Raw genomic sequence first — 17910 nt, 5'->3', positions numbered from 1 at the left:
TTAGGGTTATTATTTAAATTACTGTAGAAAGTATCTGAACTTCACTGAAAAAGCACGTCCGGGTTTTTGAACCTTAAAATAGTCGTACACTTTTATGTCGGTAATATTTCTGCACTCGAAAGCCAGATTGTATTTGCCGTTTACAAAAGAATAGGCAACCATAGCGTTTTGTGTAAATTGTTCCGGAATAGCTTTTTTGGTCTCCAGACTTCCCAGTACCGGCCAGGTCAGATAAAAGGCATCTATATAATTGGCGCTTACATTTAGAGAAAGTTTGTCGTCCTGATGTCTGATGTTTTTAAAATTAAAAGTCAGATCAGCATTTCCGTAGAAGATCGGAACGTTGGGCAATTGTGCGTCATACAGTGCGTCAGGACTGGTTGTTCCTGCTTTGTATTTGTTTTTGTTAAGGCTCTTTTGATAAGTTCCGTTTACTTCAAAATGTATGAAGTCTTTGTATCCGTATCTAAAAACACCGTCAATGCCTGTTATTTGTACGTTTTGAAGGTTTTCAAAAACCGTTTTGTCTCCCTCCTGCTTTTCTCTGATAAAATCTTTTGCTTCTCTGTAAATGATACTTGTCTCAACATTAAAATGATTTTTACTGTTCTGAGTATTAAAAGCCAGCCCCAAATTAGCATTATCACTACTCTCAGGTCTTAATCCGATATTACTGTTTATGGTAAGTCCGTCGCCTAGCATTTCTGTAGCAGAAGGCAAACGATACGCATGTTCATAGGAACCTTTAATTTGAAATTTATCTGTCAAATGGTATGCTGAAGTAGCACCATAACCATAATTTGTTGATGAAGAAGATTGTGTTATGTTATTGGCAATCATTTGAGTTGCTAAATCAAACATTTTACCAAAACCCGAAATAGCCAATCGATTATCGAGACCGCTAAAATTATAACTCAGCCCCAGAATATTTTTGTCAATGGTAGGTTCTCCCAGTTCTACAACTTTTAAATACTCGTTTGTCTCTTTGCGTTTGTAGCCCAAATAAGAATAGTTTACCGCTAACGAATGCTGTTCATTTAACTGATATTTTAAATTTGTTGTCAGCTGTGCATTAGCCTCGTCGTAAACGTATATTGTTTTGTTTCCTAATTCACCTTTATCATTTGCTCCTGCAAATTGTCTGTACATATAATTCCCTGTCCAGTCGTACACTCGTGAAGACGTATCGATCGAGCGGTTGTTTACTAAAGCATAAGTGGAGTTAATACTTAAAGACAATCCTTTGGTAAAAAGATCACTTTTTTTGAATTTCAGAGAGGTAATAAAACTTTCACTATCTGTAAAAGCCTGCCCAACTACTTTTTGCATGGTTCTTCCCTGCTGAATTTCTTTTTTATTGCCCGCAACAGCAAAACCAACAAGCAAATAATCAGCAAAACTCTTGTTTTTAAATCCTGCTTCTGCCATTATAGTTCCTGATTTATAGGCATCATGAAAATGCTTGTATTTTTGTTCCGGTAAAAACTTCGAGGTATTTTTATCCACAACACTTACATCTACCTTATAATCATTGTCGGCATAATTTGCAAAGGCATTAATATTAGCGATAAAGCCATCTCTACCGGAAAATCTTGTGTTTATGGCTGCTCTGTGCGTATTAAACGATCCGTAACTATAAGAAGCATCGATGTAACGATTTACATTTTTGTTGGTTACGATATTAACAGCTCCCCCCAGCGCATCTGCCCCCAATTCTATAGGAACAACGCCTTTGTAAACATCAATTCGTTCGGCCATGTTTACCGGAATATTATTCAGCGTAAGAGCCGAACCATAACTGTCCATCGGTACTCCGTCCAGAAAGAATTTAACCTGATTCCCGGAGAAACCATTCAGTGAAAAATTAAAAGCCGATCCCAATCCTCCATATTCCCGAATGCGGACTCCAGTCGTTTTATTCAGAACCTGATTTAAATCGGCAGACGTATTGTAGGTTTTCTTTAAATCTATAGCGGTAATGTTATAGGCCTGTTCTCGTACTCTTTGAACTTTTGACTTTCCTATTACAGCCACTTCATTTAAAGCTGCCATATCTTCTTCCATCGTAATATTCTGAGTAGGCTTTCCTCCCAGCTTTAAAAAAATTGCCGTTTCTGTGGTTTTATAACCCACATGAGTAACAAGCAAAACATAATTTCCCGGCTCGGCACTAATTTTATACTCTCCTTTATTATTCGTCAGTGTACTGTATGCTGTTCCTTTTAAAGCTACTGAAACTCCTTCGGCAGTTTTCCCAAGGTGATTAACAACAACTCCGGTTAAACTTACTTTGTCCTTTTGTGAATACCCCTGAAGTGAAATAAAAAAAATGGCGATCAAGAGTATTAATCTACTTATTTGCATCTAATAAATTTTGGTTTGAAAATTAAATTAGCAACAAAATTAGGCTCTCAAAAGATTTTTTCCAAGTTATTTTTAATTATTCTAAATAAGAATAGTAATTAACTTTTAAACGAAAGAAAACATAACAAACAGGCCGATACTTAAAGAATAATTAAATTTTACTTAATCTTTCCTTAAGAAATTATGGGATAAAAATTAAAAATTACGGACTGACCGTTCTTCCAATTTTCAAAAAAAGGCAAAAAAAAGCCCGACTAGAATCTAATCGGGCTTTAAAATTTTAGATTATCGGATTAAAAATCCAATTCAGAAAGGGTCTTTTTTATCTCTTCGATAATTATTTTGATATCATTTTCAGTAGTACGCCAATTGACGAAAGACGCTCGGATTCCTTTTCGGTTTTGATAAACTGTTGGCGTCATAAACACCTTTCCGGTATCATTTAAATGCGTCAAAAATTTGCTTACATTCTCCTGATTATGATCTCCTTTTAATGTAAAACAAACATTATTCAGTCGGATTGGGGCTAGCAGTTCGAAGTTCTCGTCTTCGATAAGAGCGTTTGCGAAATGCAGTGCCAATGCCGTACTTTTCTCAATGATGTCTTTAAATCCTTCTTTTCCATAGGCCAATAAAGAGAACCAAACCGGTAAAGCTCTTAATCGGCGTGAATTTTCAGGCAGCACATTCAGGTAATTAAAATTCTCCAGAGGATTCCCTAAATAAGGCGCATTAGAATTTTGGAACGTCTCAATTTGCAGTCCGACATGCTCTTTCTTAATTAAATAAAAAGCACTTTCATAAGGTACATTTAACCATTTGTGACAGTCAATTGTAATACTGTCCGCACCTTCCCAGCCTTCTGTCAGGTGTTTGAATTTCTCAGAAACCGCAGCAAAACCGCCAAAAGCAGCATCAATATGCCACCAGAAATTGTACTTTTCTCTAAGCTTTGCAATGGCTGTAAAATCATCAAAATCGGCTGTATTAACGGTTCCCGCACTCGAAATCAAAATAAATGGTTTTCCTTCTAATGCCTCAATATTCTTCTGCAGATCGTCGATATCAATAGCTTCTCTATTGCCTTCTGCCGTTTTAAGTACCGTATAATTGTTACTTCCAATACCCAGCATCGATAATGTTTTTATGGATGAAGAATGTGGTGTCGCAGTTAAGATAGGTATGGCCCCGGAAACTCCGTTTTTAGCAAAATCTTTTCCTGACTGAGCACCAATCCACTGTCTCGCCACACCTAAACAGGTAAAATTTGACATTGTCGCTCCGGTCACGAATCCTCCTAAAAAAGATTCCGGAAGCTCTAATAGCTGTCGCAGCAAATGAATGGTTTCAAACTCGATTAGAGCCGAAGTTCCTCCCTGAGCCTTAACCGCCTGAGTATTCTGATCGTATACTGTAGACAGCCAATCGCCTACAATAGATGCGGGCGTTGATCCTCCGGTAACAAAACCTAAGTATCTTGGCCCTGGAGAAGCTACCATCAAGGGTGCCAGTCTCTCGTTAAATTCTTCCAAAGCTCCTAATGATCCTAAACCTGTCTCATTTAGTACTCGCGTTGGATCAATTGTATTTTTACTGGAAGTTGGAACGCTTTCAAGATTATCCAAAAACGCTATTCCGTGCTGTTTTGCTTTTTCCAGAATGTTTTCAAGATCGTTCAGATCATTTTGAAGTATTGAATTCATTGTAAACTACTTTTTATGCCTAGCTGTAAGCCTTCCTTGCCGCTAAAAATTAGCACACGGATTTTACAGGTTAAGCAGATTAACGCTGATTTTAATATTTAAATTGATTGGTCGGGTGTAATTTATTTTAACACATAGAAACATAGCTTTCTGCCTGAAATTAAGTCGTTTCACTTGTTATAAAACACAGAATCGGTATAAAAAAATGTATTTCTTCCAGACATTCTTTTCACATCTCACATTTCACTTCCTAAAATCTATGTTTCTATGTGTTAGATCATTTTTTTTGGAAGCCTGAAGTTACCACTTCGTTTTTTCGGAAAACCGCGAGACCACCATTGAACAAATGAGATCCCCATTGACATTTAACAAAGTCGCTATGGGGTCGACCAGAGTTCCTAAAATCATGGCAACCGGCAAGGCCTGTTCCATTGGCAATCCGTAAACTGTGATGGCCAGAATTTCTCCAATATAACCTCCATTTGGAATTCCGCCTTCTACAATTGAAACGATTACAGTAATTCCTAGTGCTAAAAGTATGGTCGAAGGTGCCGTGAAATCTTTTCCAAACATGGCAAAAAGAACGGTTATTTTAAGGATAGAAGACATACTCGAACCGTCTTTGTGCAAGGGCGCTCCAAGCGGAATGACCAAATTGCGAACGTGCTTAGGAATGTTCATCTTCTCGGCAGCTTCCAGATTTGCAGGGATGGTCGCAATACTGCTGCAGGTTCCAACCGCCGTTAAAGCGGGTGTAATGTTATTGCTCCAAAATACCATAAAAGCTCTCTTTCCTCCGGCCACTAAGGCATACAAACTAAAAAAAACGAAGAAATAGAAGGTACAGGCCGCATAATAAACCCCTAAAGGCTTGGCATAAACACCAAACAATTGTGGACCAAAAACACCAACCTGATAAGCAAAATACGCTCCCAAACCAATTGGAGCCAATTTCATAATGAGGTTCAAAAGCTGCTTCATGACTTCGTTACCTGAATCCAGAAAACTTCTGAAAGCGCTTCCTTTTTCTCCGGATTGCAGACTTGCAAAACCAATTAAAAAAGAAAAGATAATAAGCGCCAGCATACTTTTTCGGGACAGCAATTCAAAGAAATCATTTACGGTAACCAGTTGCGCTATTTGCTCACCAATACTTCCTGATTGGATGTTTTCTATCGGGACTTTAGACAATATAATATTCTGATGAATCGGAAAAAGATACACTGCCACAATCATTACGATGGCCGAAATTAAAATGGTGCTTAAAAAAACCAGAACCATGATTACAAACAGTTTGCCCAATTTCTCTGTTCTTTCCAGACTGGCAATTGAAGATGCAATTGTAAAGAAAATTAAAGGGATAATGGCCGTAAAGAGCAGATTGAGGAAAATATCTCCCAGAGGTTTTATAACTTCAACTTTTTCTTTGAAAACCAATCCTAAAACACTTCCGAGCAGGATCCCGCCCAAAAGCAATAGAATACTGCTGTAACTTTTTAGAAAATCGATCTTTTTAATCTCCATAATTTTAACGGATTACATTCAGAAATAGCAACATGAAATAAAGTCAATTAAATTACTCAAAAAATGAGTACTAAAATTAACGGTGCATTTTTTTAATTCCAAAGAGTCAAATTACTCCGGAATTTATAAAAATATTAAAAAAAATACGGTGAAGAAGATCAGGAGATCAACGTTTCCCTAATACCAAAGTTGTAAAATCTCTGTCTACCCATTCACCCAGTTTACTTTTTACACTTTCGGTCAGTGTTTCTTTATGTACGATTTGGAAAGCCGTTCTTTCAATCAAATTTTCTGCTTTTTCAGTGCTGTAAAGATTAAATTCAAACTGAGTAAAAGGCAGCTGTTTCATAAAACTTTCTTCGGCAAAGGTGATGCAAAAAGTGCCTTCAGGTTTTAAAACTCTGTAAATTTCTGAGAGTAACTTCTCCGGTTCCTGCCAAAAGTAAATGGTGTTTACTGTAAATATTTTATCAAAAGAGGCTTCTTTAAATGGAATATCGGTTCCGCCATAAAGAGAGAAGTGAGCCTGTTTTTTAGTCACAAAAGCGGCATTAATTTGCTGCGCTTCCTGATACATTAACTCCGACATTTCAAGTCCGTAGTACCTCAGATCCTGGGCTTGCTCGAGTATATACTCTAAATGTCCGGCATTTCCGTGACCTAATTCTAAAATTGTATTTCCCGATGTTACCTGCAGATTTTGAACGGAATGGCGCGTCATATTGATATTAACTTCATGCATCATATTCGCCATTTCTATTCCTTTTTCTCCTGTAGGATGCTTTAGCTGAGAGGCTATTGCCTGTAATTCTTCTTTTTCCATCATCTTTAAAATAAATTCAAAATTAGTCCTAAAAAGTAAATATCGGTAAAACTTTGTCATTTCTACTATATCGAAATGACAAAAATTTATGCTTAAAATCTTAGAAAACCTGACGCGCAATCTGACGGATATTCTCTGATTTCCCCATTGAATAATAATGTAAAACAGGGACTCCGGCTGCTTTTAATTCTAATGATTGCTGAACGGCCCACTCGATTCCGACTTGCTTGATTTCGGCATTGTTTTTACATTTATCTACAGCATCAATTAAATCTTCCGGCAGATCGATTCTAAAAATCTGAGGCAAAATTTGTAAATGTCTCTGAACTGCAATTGGTTTGATTCCCGGAATAATCGGAATTGTAATACCAATTTCTCTTGCTTTTTCTACAAAGGCAAAATATTTAGCATTATCAAAAAACATTTGGGTTACCACATAATCGGCTCCCGCATCTACTTTCTCTTTAAGTCTTTTTAAATCAGACTGTAAAGAAGGAGACTCCAAATGTTTTTCAGGATAACCCGCAACACCAATGCAAAAATCGGCTTTATTATCAGTATCCATTAATTCATGAAGGTACTTTCCGTTGTTTAAGTCGTTGATCTGACGCACCAAATCAATAGCGTAACTATTCCCGCCCGCTTTTGGCACAAAAGATTGTTCGTCTTTCATAGCGTCACCACGAAGTGCCATTACATTATTGATTCCTAAATACTGGCAATCTACCAGCATGTATTCGGTTTCTTCCTGTGTAAAGCCTCCACAAAGTAAATGTGGTACTGTATCAACATTGTATTTATGTTTTATAGAAGCACAAATTCCAAGTGTTCCCGGACGCATACGCGTTAGCTTTTTATCTAAAAGTCCATTTCCTTTATCAATATAGATATATTCTTCACGCGAAGTGGTTACGTCAATAAATGGTGGTTTAAACTCCATCAACGGATCAATATTATCATACAATTCCTGAATGCTCTTCCCTTTTTGAGGCGGAATAAGTTCAAACGAGAATAATGTATTTCCTTTCGCGTTTTCTATATGTTCTGTTACTTTCATTCTTTTTTAGTTGATAGTTAATGGTTGATGGTTGATGGTTCTTTCCGGAACTCAACAACTACACCTCAACTATATTATTTTTTTATAGTAGTTAATAAACCCATTTAATAGCTTTTTACAAGTCTGAATCTGATCAAGCGCAATGTTAAAGCTGTTTTCTTCAATATATTGTTGATCAAACGCTAAATAAAATTGAGTTTCTAATTCAAATAGCGATCCTCTGGATATGTGAAGAAAATGTATCGTTTCTTTTGAAGTTTGTCTTCCACAACCTTCTGCTATATTGGAAGGAATTGAGATTGCTGCCCTTCTCATTTGATTCGTCAATCCAAACAATTCTTCTTTTGGAAATAATTTCGAAAAATCATACAATAAATTCACTAATTTCCTTGCTTCCAACCACACCTCTAACTTACTGTACTCCATTTTATTAATTATTTATTCATGGTTAATAATTTATTGGTTCTTGCATAAATATTTTAACATCAAAACCATTAACTATTTGATCTGCTTTAATCGGTTCTAATTAAAAGTTACAGACTTAAAATCTATCAACCAAAAACCATCAACCATCAACTAAATTAATCTGCTATATTAGGGTTCAGCCATTTCATTGCATAGTCAGTTGAAACATTGCGTCGTTTGGCATAGTCAACTACCTGATCTTCTTTTATTTTCCCCAGTCCGAAATATTTACTTTCCGGATTTCCAAAATAGTATCCGGAAACAGATGAAGCCGGCCACATTGCCATGCTTTCAGTTAATGTTACGCCTATTTCTTTTTCTACATTTAAAAGTTTCCAGATCGTTGGTTTCTCCAAATGGTCAGGACATGCCGGATAACCCGGAGCAGGACGGATTCCTTTGTACTCTTCAGAAATCATTTCTTCATTCGTTAAGTTCTCATCTGATGAATACCCCCAGATTTCTTTACGTATTCTTTCATGAAGATATTCAGCGAAAGCCTCGGCAAAACGATCGGCTAGTGCTTTCACCATAATCGAATTGTAATCGTCCAGATCTTTTTCAAATTCAGCTGCCCATTCGTCAACACCAAAACCGGTTGTTACGCAAAAAGCTCCCATATAATCCACTTTCCCACTTTCTTTCGGAGCGATAAAATCGGCTAATGCAATATTGGGTGCGCCTTTTGTTTTTTGAGACTGCTGGCGTAAAGTCAAAAATGTCTGTAACGGTTTTCCGTTTTCGTCTGTCAATTCGATATCATCATCATTGATCTGATTCGCAGGAAATATTCCGTAAATTCCTTTTGCAGATAATTTCTTCTCTTCTAAAATTACTTTAAGCATTGCCTGAGCATCTTTATAAACAGAAGTCGCTTCTTTCCCTACAACCTCATCGGTTAAAATTGCCGGAAACTTCCCGAACAATTCCCAGGTTCTGAAAAACGGAGTCCAGTCGATATACGGAACCAAAACGTCTAATTCTACCTCAACAATTTGTTCTCCAATTATATTTGGCTTCACCGGATTGAAATTTTCCCAATCCAATTGTAATTTGTTCTTACGGGCGTCTTCAATGCTTAAGAAATTCTTATCTCTGGAACGATTCAAAAATGTTTCTCTAAAAGAATCGTACTCTGCACGAATATCGCTTGCATATATTTTACGGTTATGATCTAACAGATTTCCGGCAACAGTAACGGCTCTCGAAGCATCGTTTACGTGAATAACTGTTTCTCTGTATTGTGGTGCAATTTTCACAGCGGTATGCGCTCGCGAAGTCGTTGCTCCACCAATCATAATCGGAATTTTAATTCCTTGTTTGTCCAGTTCTTTGGCCAGATACACCATTTCGTCAAGCGAAGGCGTGATCAATCCGCTTAGACCAATAATATCTACATTGTGTTCTATCGCAGCGGCAATAATTTTTTCCGGAGGCACCATAACTCCAAGATCTACAATCTCGTAGTTGTTACAGGCCAAAACTACCGAAACAATGTTTTTACCAATATCGTGAACGTCTCCCTTTACGGTAGCCATTAGGATTTTTCCATTTCCTTGTTTATCTCCGGCTTGTTTACTCGCTTCGATAAAAGGCAATAAATAGGCTACGGCTTTTTTCATTACACGTGCCGATTTTACTACCTGTGGCAGGAACATTTTTCCGCTTCCGAACAAATCTCCTACTACGTTCATTCCGGTCATCAAATTGATTTCGATTACCTCAATTGGTTTTGTAGCAGCCAAACGTGCTTCCTCTACATCTTCTTCAATAAAAGCATCTATTCCCTTAACCAATGAATGTGTAATACGCTCCTGAACGGTTCCTAAACGCCATTCCTGAACTGCTTTCTCATCTGTTTTAGCTTCTCCTTTTACGCTCTCGGCAAAATCCAGCAATCGTTCAGTTGCATCATCACGTCTGTCCAGAATTACGTCTTCAACATACTCCAAAAGATCTTTCGGAATATCATCGTAAATCGTCAACATCTCCGGATTCACAATTCCCATCGTCATTCCGTTCTTGATCGCATGGTACAAAAATACCGAGTGCATCGCCTCACGAACGGTATCATTTCCTCTAAAAGAAAACGAAACATTACTTACTCCGCCACTGATGTGTGCATGAGGCAAATTATCACGAACCCATTTTGTCCCTCTGAAAAAATCCAGAGCATTCAAACGGTGCTCTTCCATTCCGGTCGCAACAGGGAAAATATTCAAATCAAAAATGATATCCTGCGGAGGGAAATCAACTTTGTTGACTAAGATATCATAGGAACGCTGACAGATTTCAATTCTTCGGTCATAATTATCAGCCTGTCCCACTTCGTCAAAAGCCATAATGATGGCCGCAGCTCCGTAACGCTTGATTAATTTGGCATGGTGAATAAAAGCTTCCTCTCCTTCTTTTAATGAAATCGAGTTTACGACGCTTTTTCCCTGTACTACTTTAAGACCCGCTTCGATGATTTCCCATTTCGAACTGTCGATCATGATGGGCACTCTCGAAATGTCCGGTTCTGATGCTATTAAATTCAAAAACTTAGTCATTGCAGTAACACCGTCAAGCATACCCTCATCCATATTAATATCGATGATTTGTGCTCCTCCTTCTACCTGCTGCCTTGCAATATCAAGTGCCTCGTCATATTTCTCTTCCTTGATTAAACGCAGGAATTTTCTAGAACCGGTAACGTTTGTACGTTCTCCAACGTTAACAAAAACACTGGTAGGTGTAATAATTAACGGTTCTAATCCTGATAATACAAGGTCTCTTCTATTTTCTGCCATTTTTCTTTAAGTTACTGAGATTCTAAGATGCTTAGATTCTAAGTTTTTTTATTCTATCTTTTTACCTGTAAGTCTTTTAAAAACTTTTTCGGCATTTATATTTATTAATTTGGGCGTGTTCGCTAAGACGAACCGGGCTATCCGTTACAAGTCCTCGACCAATTTCGTTATCACTGCATTGGTCTGTGGGCTTTTCACTTTTATCCCTCACGCGGATTTGGTTTTACGACTCCCTTGCATTCTTCACGATTTCAATTATCGTTTATAAAACCTATATATGTCGTTCCTTCGGAACTCTTCTTTTTCAATGATACCTTTTTCAACGGAATAAATTCCGTTGCACAAAATATATCGTTCCTTCGGAACTTTTTAAGAGCCTTAGGCTCGGTCCATTTTGTAGGGATGGATTTTAATCCATTCCCAAAATCAATAAGATGATATTATACAAAAACCGGTGCCACTCTAGGTTTATAATCCTTCGCCACCTCAGCAATTAATCGAATATGATCCGGAGTGGTTCCGCAACAGCCTCCAATAATATTGATTAAATTATCATCTAAATATTCTTTAATTAAGGCCTGTGTCTGCTCCGGAGTTTCGTCGTATTGTCCGAAAGCGTTTGGCAAACCTGCATTTGGATGTGCCGAAACATTAAACTGTGTATGCTGTGATAAGGTTTTAAGGTATGGTTTTAGCAAATCGGCTCCTAAAGCACAATTGAACCCTACACTCAATAACGGAATGTGCGAAACCGAAATCAGGAATGCTTCAACCGTCTGTCCTGAAAGTGTTCTTCCTGAAGCATCTGTAATCGTTCCTGAAACCATGATTGGAATATCCAGATTGCGTTCTTCTTTTACCTCTTCAATGGCAAAAAGTGCTGCTTTAGCATTTAAGGTGTCGAAAATGGTTTCTACTAATAACAGATCACATCCACCGTCCATTAAAGCTTCTGCCTGTTGTTTGTAGGCAATTCGCAGATCATCAAACGTTACAGCTCTGTAACCAGGATCGTTTACATCCGGTGACATACTTGCCGTACGGTTTGTTGGTCCGATTGACCCCGCTACGAAACGTGGTTTGTCCGGATTTTTAGCGGTGAATTCATCCGCTACTTCACGGGCAATTTTAGCCGATTCATAGTTTAGTTCATAAACCAAATCTTCCAGGAAATAGTCGGCCATACTGATCGTAGTTCCTGAAAAAGTATTGGTTTCTACGATGTCCGCACCAGCTTCAAAATAAGCGGCATGAACATCGCGGATTGCTTGTGGTTGTGTTATGGATAGTAAATCGTTGTTTCCTTTTAACGGATGCGGAAAATCTTTGAAACGCTCTCCTCTGAAGTCTTCTTCTGAGAAATTATAGCGCTGCAACATCGTTCCCATTGCTCCGTCAAGGATTAGGATATTTTTTTTTATTGCTTCCTGAATTGTTATTGACATATCTTTATTCTTTTAGCTGCTAAGACTCTAAGGTACTAAGAGGCTAAGTTTTTATTAATTATACCTTTTTTAAATCCGACAAGTTTTAAAAACCTGTCGGATTTAAAAGTTTGTAACAAAAAGCGGGAAAGATTAAGCACAAAAAAATGCGTTAATAATTCGCTCATGATACTGAATTCAGTAAAATAAGATTGTAAGGTTGTCAGGAAAAGTTTTTGAGAAATACGTGTCATGTATTTGTGTTATCTATCTTGAATACAAAGATGTTGTATTAAGTAGAATGTAGCACCTTCTTTATGATAAAGGGTTGCTAAGGTTTCATTGGGTCTTTCCCTCCGCCTTTCGTGATAACTTTCAATAATTTTAAGAACAGTGCAAAGTAAAGACATAGTCTCAACAATTGCAAGTGTTTTTTAAAGTTTCTGAAAAGCTGAGATTCTGAGGTTTTAAGTTTCTTTTTTAAGGACCTAAGAAGCTGAGATACTGAGAGACTAAGTTTGAAATTACTTTGTGCTTTTCTAATATCTTATCAAATGGCTTTAAGCTCCAACGAACAACATTGCTATTCTGGTTTTGAATTATATGTCGCCCCGTTGGGGCTTTTTTACAAATACCATCAATTCTATAAAGATGGCATCCCTTCGGGATTAATAAAAAATTCAAAATAGCTTAGCTCCGGAGGAGCGTAATATCTTTAGCTAAATAATCATCTTTCCAAGTAAAAGCTCCAGCGGAGCGATATTATCTTTCCTTTAGCAATATTGTATGTCGCCCGTTAGGGCTTTTTTACAAACACCATCAATTCCATAAATGCATCAGCTATAAATATATCATCCCTTTGGAATTAAAAAATGTTTAAAATAGTTTAGCTCCGGAGGAGCATAATATTTATATCAAAAAAAAAGCCCAAACTAAAAAAGTTTGAGCTTTCTCTATATAAAATCTTAGAACCTTAGCACCTTAGTACCTCAGCCCCTTAAAATTAAACTATCGCTTTAACAACTGCTTTTGGAGCTTCTTTACGAGTTCCGTCGAAACCGTCTACACCAGAAACAGTAGTATATTTTAAAACGTATTTTTTACCAGGATTAATGATCTGATAAGCAGCCTGACACATTAAAGTAGCTTCGTGAAATCCACAAAGAATCAGTTTTAATTTTCCCGGGTAAGTGTTTACGTCTCCAATAGCGAAGATTCCCGGAATATTAGTTTGATAATCCAATGCATTATTTACTTTAATAGCATTTTTCTCTATTTCTAATCCCCAGTCACCGATTGGCCCTAATTTAGGTGTTAATCCGAAAAGCGGAATAAAATAGTCTGTTTCGATTTTACGGTGTGCTCCGTTTTCTTCGATATCTAATGATTCAACATGCTCAGCACCATTGATTCCGATTACCTCTGCCGGTGTGATTAATTTAATTTTTCCGGCTGTCTTCAATTCCTGTACTTTTTCTACAGAATCTAAAGCTCCTCTAAATTCGTTTCTACGGTGAATCAACGTAACTTCTGAAGCTACATTCGCTAAAAAGATACTCCAGTCTAAAGCTGAATCTCCTCCTCCGGCGATTACCACTTTTTTATTTCTGAATTTCTCCGGATTTTTGATGAAATATTTTACTCCTTTATCTTCGTAAAACTCGATATCTTCAATAAGTGGTTTACGTGGCTCAAAACTTCCCAAACCTCCTGCAATAGCAATAACCGGTGCATGAAATTTAGTTCCCTTATTTGAAGTCACAATAAAACTTCCGTCTTCTTGTTTCTCAATCGTTTCTGCACGCTCTCCTAAGGTAAAACCAGGCTCGAATTGTTTGATTTGCTCCATCAACCCATCGATTAAATCTCCTGCCAATACTTCAGGGAATCCAGGAATGTCATAAATAGGTTTTTTTGGGTACAATTCTGAAAGTTGTCCTCCTGCTTGTGGTAAAGCATCTAAAATATGGCATTTTAATTTTAATAATCCTGCCTCGAAAACGGCAAATAATCCTGTTGGGCCTGCTCCAATTATAAGTATATCTGTTTTAATCATTATGTTGTTGTTTATAATCATTCTTAATAATGCAAAGGAACGAATAATTTATTCTAATTTCAATGATTTTTGTCATTGATTTCCTTGCGGAATTTTTTACTCTTTATTTTTTAATGAAGCGGTTATTTCGTTCATCTTTCTAACCTTGTCTTCAAAATTACCTTTCAATGTCTTTCGATATTCATTAAGGTTTTCGACCATTTTATTGATATCCTCCGGAATTACCTCTTCAAAAAACTCACGAAGTCTTTTGGCTGTTGTTGGCGATTTTCCGTTGGTCGAAATGGCAATTTTCACATTGCCTTTAGTTACGATTCCTCCTAAATAATAATCACATAAATCCGGTGTGTCTGCAATATTGCAAATCAAATAACGCTTTCGGGATAATTCATAGACCTTTTTATTGACTTTTAAATCATCCGTACAGGCGATTACCATGTGACGTCTTTTAAGCATTCTCTTTTTAAACTTCGATTGGGTTAAGGTAATCGAAGGATGTTTCTCAGCCAAAACCTTTATTTCCAGATGAAAATTTGGGGCTACTACCTCAACATTTGCATTGGGGCTCGACTTTAGTAAAAAAGAGAGCTTTTCTAACCCTACATTTCCAGCGCCAACAATCAGAACATTTAAATTGTGAAGCTTCAGGAATACGGGATATAATTCGTTTTGTTCCATTTTAATTCAGTTTCATCCAATCAAAATTAGATGATTTTTTGCTTGCATCAGGTTAAAAACCCAATTTTATACCCGAGACATTTTACGGATTGAAAATCAACATTATGATAGAGTCCATTATTACTGCTCTCTACCTCACCATTTCTTTGGACAGAAATTCTTCGTAAAATCCTTTTAGTTTATTGCTTTCGCGGACAACTTCTCCAAGCACAATAATTGCCGGTGAGCTCAGTTTCTTCTCTTTTACAATTTCCAAAATCGAATTTACAGTTCCTACACCCACTTTTTCATCGGGCATTGTTCCGTTCTGAATGATCGCAACGGGCAAATTTCCTTTGTTTTCTTTTTGAAACAAATCAATAATCTGAGACAATTTATGCATCCCCATCAAAATTACGACGGTTGCAGAGGACCGTGCGGCCAAAGCAACGTCTGAAGATAATTTCCTGTCGGAAGTTGTACCGGTAATAGCCCAAAAACTTTCGGAAACACCTCTTTTGGTGATTGATATTCCCTGACTTGCCGGAACTGCCACTACCGAAGATATTCCGGGAACTACGAACGTCTCGATTCCAAAACTTTCGATGAATTCAATTTCTTCACTTCCACGTCCGAAAATAAACGGATCACCACCTTTTAAGCGGACTACATTTCCGTAGGTCAAAGCATTATCCACTATCAGCTGATTGATCTGATCCTGCGTATAAGCGTGATTGCCTATTTTTTTCCCGACAAAAATCCGAATCGCATTTTTAGGAGCATACGCTAATATTTCTTCATTGGCCAATGCATCATACAAAACCACATTCGCTCCAGCAAGTGCTTTTACAGCTTTCAGCGTAAGCAAATCCGGATCGCCGGGACCCGCACCAACTAAAGTTACTTTTGGTTTGATATTAAGCATTTTCTAATTGTTGAGTTCTATATTTTTCGATCGTATCAAAAAATGCAATTCCTTCCTGAATGTATTGTTTTGCAAATGCTTCTGAAGGTTGTATTGCATTGATTTGATACACTAATTCTCTGAATGATGTTTCTAATTTAATTTTACCTGCTGCAATAAAAACCGTGTCAAACAAATCAACAATTCCTGCGTGATTGTTTGTTTTTTCGTTTTCAGAAAGCAATAAAGCTTTTGCACCATTTACAAATCCGGCGTACGCATGGTAAATAGCATCTGACCATTTGCTTTCGTCAAAAGATTCCTGTGCGAATACTAACTTTTCTTTGGCTTCCAACAATAAAGTCGCCACCAAATCAATTACTACTCCGGCACATTCTCCCACTCCAACTGCTTTTACGTAGTTGTCGGCATTACCCCAATCTACAAAATCAGCTTCGGTTAAATTGGTTACATCAGCAAAAGGTTTTAAGATTTCATAGAAATACTTCTCTCCTTTTGAATCATAATAATCCAAAAACTTTTGTCCGCTTCCATTGGCATCAAAATCATTTAAGATGGTACGCAACGCATCCGGCCCTCTACGGCTAGGCACTTTAATTACCTTATCGGCAAAACGACCTGCTCCGTTTCCTAATCTTCCTCCACCTAACAGAACCTGTAAAGCCGGAGCGACCAATTTTCCGGAATTAATTGACATTCCCTGGAAACCAATTGCCGACATATTATGCTGTCCGCAAGCATTCATACAGCCACTAATTTTGATTTCAATTTCGCGGTTGTTCAAATACTGAGGATACTCAGCACTTAATACTTTTTCTAATTCTTCTGCAATTCCGGTACTACTTGCAATCCCCAAATTGCAAGTATCTGTACCCGGACAAGCTGTAATATCTGCCGTTGAATTATATCCTAAATGAACAAAGTTCAGTTTAGCCAATTCCTGATAGAAGAAAGGTAAACTCGCTTCTTTCACATGACGTATTACAATATTTTGACGCAATGAAAAACGAAGTTCATTTGCAGCGTAATTTTTAATTAAATCGGCTAATAATCGGGCTTTATCGGTGTAAAAATCTCCTAATAAAACTTTGATTCCGATAGCATAATAACCTTCTTGCTTTTGAGCAATTACATTTGATTTTTTCCAAGCTTCGTATGCTTCTGTATCTTCAATTGTAACTTGTGGCACTTCTAACAACGGTTCCGGAATTGGTCCGTCAAAAGCCGTAGTGTCAATTTCGTATGTTTCAAAAGCGATGGCTTTTTTCTCTTTTTCAACCAAATCAAGGAAAACATCTCTTCCCATTTCTTTGATTAAGAATTTCATACGAGCTTTCATTCTCTTTGCACGTTCACCGTATCGGTCAAAAATACGAATGATTCCTTCTGCTGTTGGAATGATCTGATTTGCCGGAACGAATTCAGAAAGTAATTCAGCATGAGCCGGTTGAGAACCTAAACCTCCACCAAACATGATTTTGAAACCACGCTCACCATTTACAATTTTTGGAATAAATCCTAGGTCATGCAAATAACTCAAAGCGGTATCTTCATCAGAGGACGAGAACGAAATTTTGAATTTACGTCCCATTTCCTGACAGATAGGATTTCTTAAAAGATATTGAAACAGCGCATGTGCATAAGGCGAAACGTCAAACGGTTCGTTTACATCTACACCTGCCAATTCGCTTCCTGTAATGTTTCGAACAGTGTTACCACAAGCTTCACGCAAAGTAACATCGTCTTTGGCCAGATTTGCCCAAAGCTCCGGAGTTCTGTCCAGACTTACATAATGAATCTGAATGTCCTGACGTGTCGTAATGTGCAGACGTCCTGTAGAATATTCATCAGAAACTTTTGTAATACGAATCAATTGTTCGCTGGTCACTTTACCATAAGGCAGTTTAATACGAATCATCTGAACACCTTCCTGACGTTGTCCATAGATCCCACGTGCTAAACGAAGACTACGAAAACGCTCATCGTCAATTTTTCCTCCACGGAACAAATGAATCTTTTTTTCTAACTCGATAATCTCTTTCTGAACTACCGGATTTTCTATTTCTGTTCTAAAACTTTCCATTTTTTTTTTTGATGCTTTAGGCTTTAAGCAATAAGCT

At 37.4% G+C, this 17910-nt stretch carries 12 protein-coding genes and 1 riboswitch; all 12 genes read right to left on the bottom strand.

What is annotated here, in order from left to right; genetic code table 11:
- Positions 1-18: 18 nt before the first annotated feature.
- The 12 genes from ACAM30_RS10620 to ACAM30_RS10565 all read right to left on the bottom strand — a co-directional run bounded on the left by ACAM30_RS10620 (position 19) and on the right by ACAM30_RS10565 (position 17873).
- Positions 19-2364 carry a TonB-dependent receptor plug domain-containing protein gene (locus ACAM30_RS10620; protein WP_369618464.1) on the bottom strand — a complete coding sequence of 782 codons (2346 nt, stop codon included), beginning with the start codon at positions 2362-2364 and terminating at the stop codon, positions 19-21.
- 293 nt (positions 2365-2657) lie between these two features.
- The gene (locus ACAM30_RS10615; RefSeq protein ID WP_369618463.1) at positions 2658-4067 is read right to left on the bottom strand and encodes an aspartate aminotransferase family protein; all 1410 of its coding nucleotides are present in this window, start codon (positions 4065-4067) and stop codon (positions 2658-2660) included.
- A 300-nt stretch (positions 4068-4367) separates the two neighbouring features.
- A complete protein-coding gene (locus ACAM30_RS10610) occupies positions 4368-5591 on the bottom strand; it encodes a dicarboxylate/amino acid:cation symporter (protein WP_369618462.1) in 1224 nt (407 codons plus the stop codon).
- Between the two features lie 166 nt (positions 5592-5757).
- The gene (locus tag ACAM30_RS10605) at positions 5758-6417 is read right to left on the bottom strand and encodes a class I SAM-dependent methyltransferase (protein WP_369618461.1); all 660 of its coding nucleotides are present in this window, start codon (positions 6415-6417) and stop codon (positions 5758-5760) included.
- 97 nt (positions 6418-6514) lie between these two features.
- On the bottom strand, positions 6515-7471 hold the full coding sequence (gene metF / locus ACAM30_RS10600; RefSeq protein WP_369618460.1) for a methylenetetrahydrofolate reductase [NAD(P)H]: 957 nt from the start codon (positions 7469-7471) through the stop codon (positions 6515-6517).
- Positions 7472-7540: 69 nt separating this feature from the next.
- Positions 7541-7897: a four helix bundle protein gene (locus ACAM30_RS10595; RefSeq protein WP_369618459.1), complete on the bottom strand. Its 357-nt coding sequence runs from the start codon at positions 7895-7897 to the stop codon at positions 7541-7543.
- A gap of 155 nt (positions 7898-8052) precedes the next feature.
- Entirely contained in the window at positions 8053-10728 is a 2676-nt protein-coding gene (gene metH, locus ACAM30_RS10590; RefSeq protein ID WP_369618458.1) for a methionine synthase, read from the bottom strand.
- Between the two features lie 440 nt (positions 10729-11168).
- The gene (locus ACAM30_RS10585) at positions 11169-12173 is read right to left on the bottom strand and encodes a homocysteine S-methyltransferase family protein (protein ID WP_369618457.1); all 1005 of its coding nucleotides are present in this window, start codon (positions 12171-12173) and stop codon (positions 11169-11171) included.
- 239 nt (positions 12174-12412) lie between these two features.
- Positions 12413-12527: riboswitch (SAM riboswitch) on the bottom strand.
- Positions 12528-13155: 628 nt separating this feature from the next.
- The gene (locus ACAM30_RS10580; protein WP_017497280.1) at positions 13156-14208 is read right to left on the bottom strand and encodes an NAD(P)/FAD-dependent oxidoreductase; all 1053 of its coding nucleotides are present in this window, start codon (positions 14206-14208) and stop codon (positions 13156-13158) included.
- Between the two features lie 96 nt (positions 14209-14304).
- A complete protein-coding gene (locus tag ACAM30_RS10575) occupies positions 14305-14886 on the bottom strand; it encodes a bifunctional precorrin-2 dehydrogenase/sirohydrochlorin ferrochelatase (RefSeq protein ID WP_369618456.1) in 582 nt (193 codons plus the stop codon).
- A gap of 130 nt (positions 14887-15016) precedes the next feature.
- Complete coding sequence (gene cobA / locus ACAM30_RS10570) at positions 15017-15790, bottom strand: uroporphyrinogen-III C-methyltransferase (RefSeq protein ID WP_369618455.1); 774 nt, start codon at positions 15788-15790, stop codon at positions 15017-15019.
- The gene (locus tag ACAM30_RS10565; protein ID WP_369618454.1) at positions 15783-17873 is read right to left on the bottom strand and encodes a nitrite reductase; all 2091 of its coding nucleotides are present in this window, start codon (positions 17871-17873) and stop codon (positions 15783-15785) included. The genes cobA and ACAM30_RS10565 overlap by 8 nt, the downstream gene beginning before the upstream one ends.
- Positions 17874-17910: the final 37 nt, after the last annotated feature.

Source organism: Flavobacterium sp. CFS9, assembly GCF_041154745.1.
In the GTDB taxonomy this organism is placed as follows: Bacteria; Bacteroidota; Bacteroidia; order Flavobacteriales; family Flavobacteriaceae; genus Flavobacterium.
This window is presented reverse-complemented; position numbering and strand designations above follow the sequence as displayed.

What these genes read in the sequence shown, in the direction of transcription:
- cobA (WP_369618455.1), bottom strand. Translation starts at nt 15,790, where the DNA reads ATGCTTAATATCAAACCAAAAGTAACTTTAGTTGGTGCGGGTCCCGGC.
- ACAM30_RS10620 (WP_369618464.1), bottom strand. Translation starts at nt 2,364, where the DNA reads ATGCAAATAAGTAGATTAATACTCTTGATCGCCATTTTTTTTATTTCA.
- ACAM30_RS10595 (WP_369618459.1), bottom strand. Translation starts at nt 7,897, where the DNA reads ATGGAGTACAGTAAGTTAGAGGTGTGGTTGGAAGCAAGGAAATTAGTG.
- ACAM30_RS10605 (WP_369618461.1), bottom strand. Translation starts at nt 6,417, where the DNA reads ATGATGGAAAAAGAAGAATTACAGGCAATAGCCTCTCAGCTAAAGCAT.
- ACAM30_RS10580 (WP_017497280.1), bottom strand. Translation starts at nt 14,208, where the DNA reads ATGATTAAAACAGATATACTTATAATTGGAGCAGGCCCAACAGGATTA.
- ACAM30_RS10585 (WP_369618457.1), bottom strand. Translation starts at nt 12,173, where the DNA reads ATGTCAATAACAATTCAGGAAGCAATAAAAAAAAATATCCTAATCCTT.
- ACAM30_RS10615 (WP_369618463.1), bottom strand. Translation starts at nt 4,067, where the DNA reads ATGAATTCAATACTTCAAAATGATCTGAACGATCTTGAAAACATTCTG.
- ACAM30_RS10565 (WP_369618454.1), bottom strand. Translation starts at nt 17,873, where the DNA reads ATGGAAAGTTTTAGAACAGAAATAGAAAATCCGGTAGTTCAGAAAGAG.
- metH (WP_369618458.1), bottom strand. Translation starts at nt 10,728, where the DNA reads ATGGCAGAAAATAGAAGAGACCTTGTATTATCAGGATTAGAACCGTTA.
- ACAM30_RS10610 (WP_369618462.1), bottom strand. Translation starts at nt 5,591, where the DNA reads ATGGAGATTAAAAAGATCGATTTTCTAAAAAGTTACAGCAGTATTCTA.
- ACAM30_RS10575 (WP_369618456.1), bottom strand. Translation starts at nt 14,886, where the DNA reads ATGGAACAAAACGAATTATATCCCGTATTCCTGAAGCTTCACAATTTA.
- metF (WP_369618460.1), bottom strand. Translation starts at nt 7,471, where the DNA reads ATGAAAGTAACAGAACATATAGAAAACGCGAAAGGAAATACATTATTC.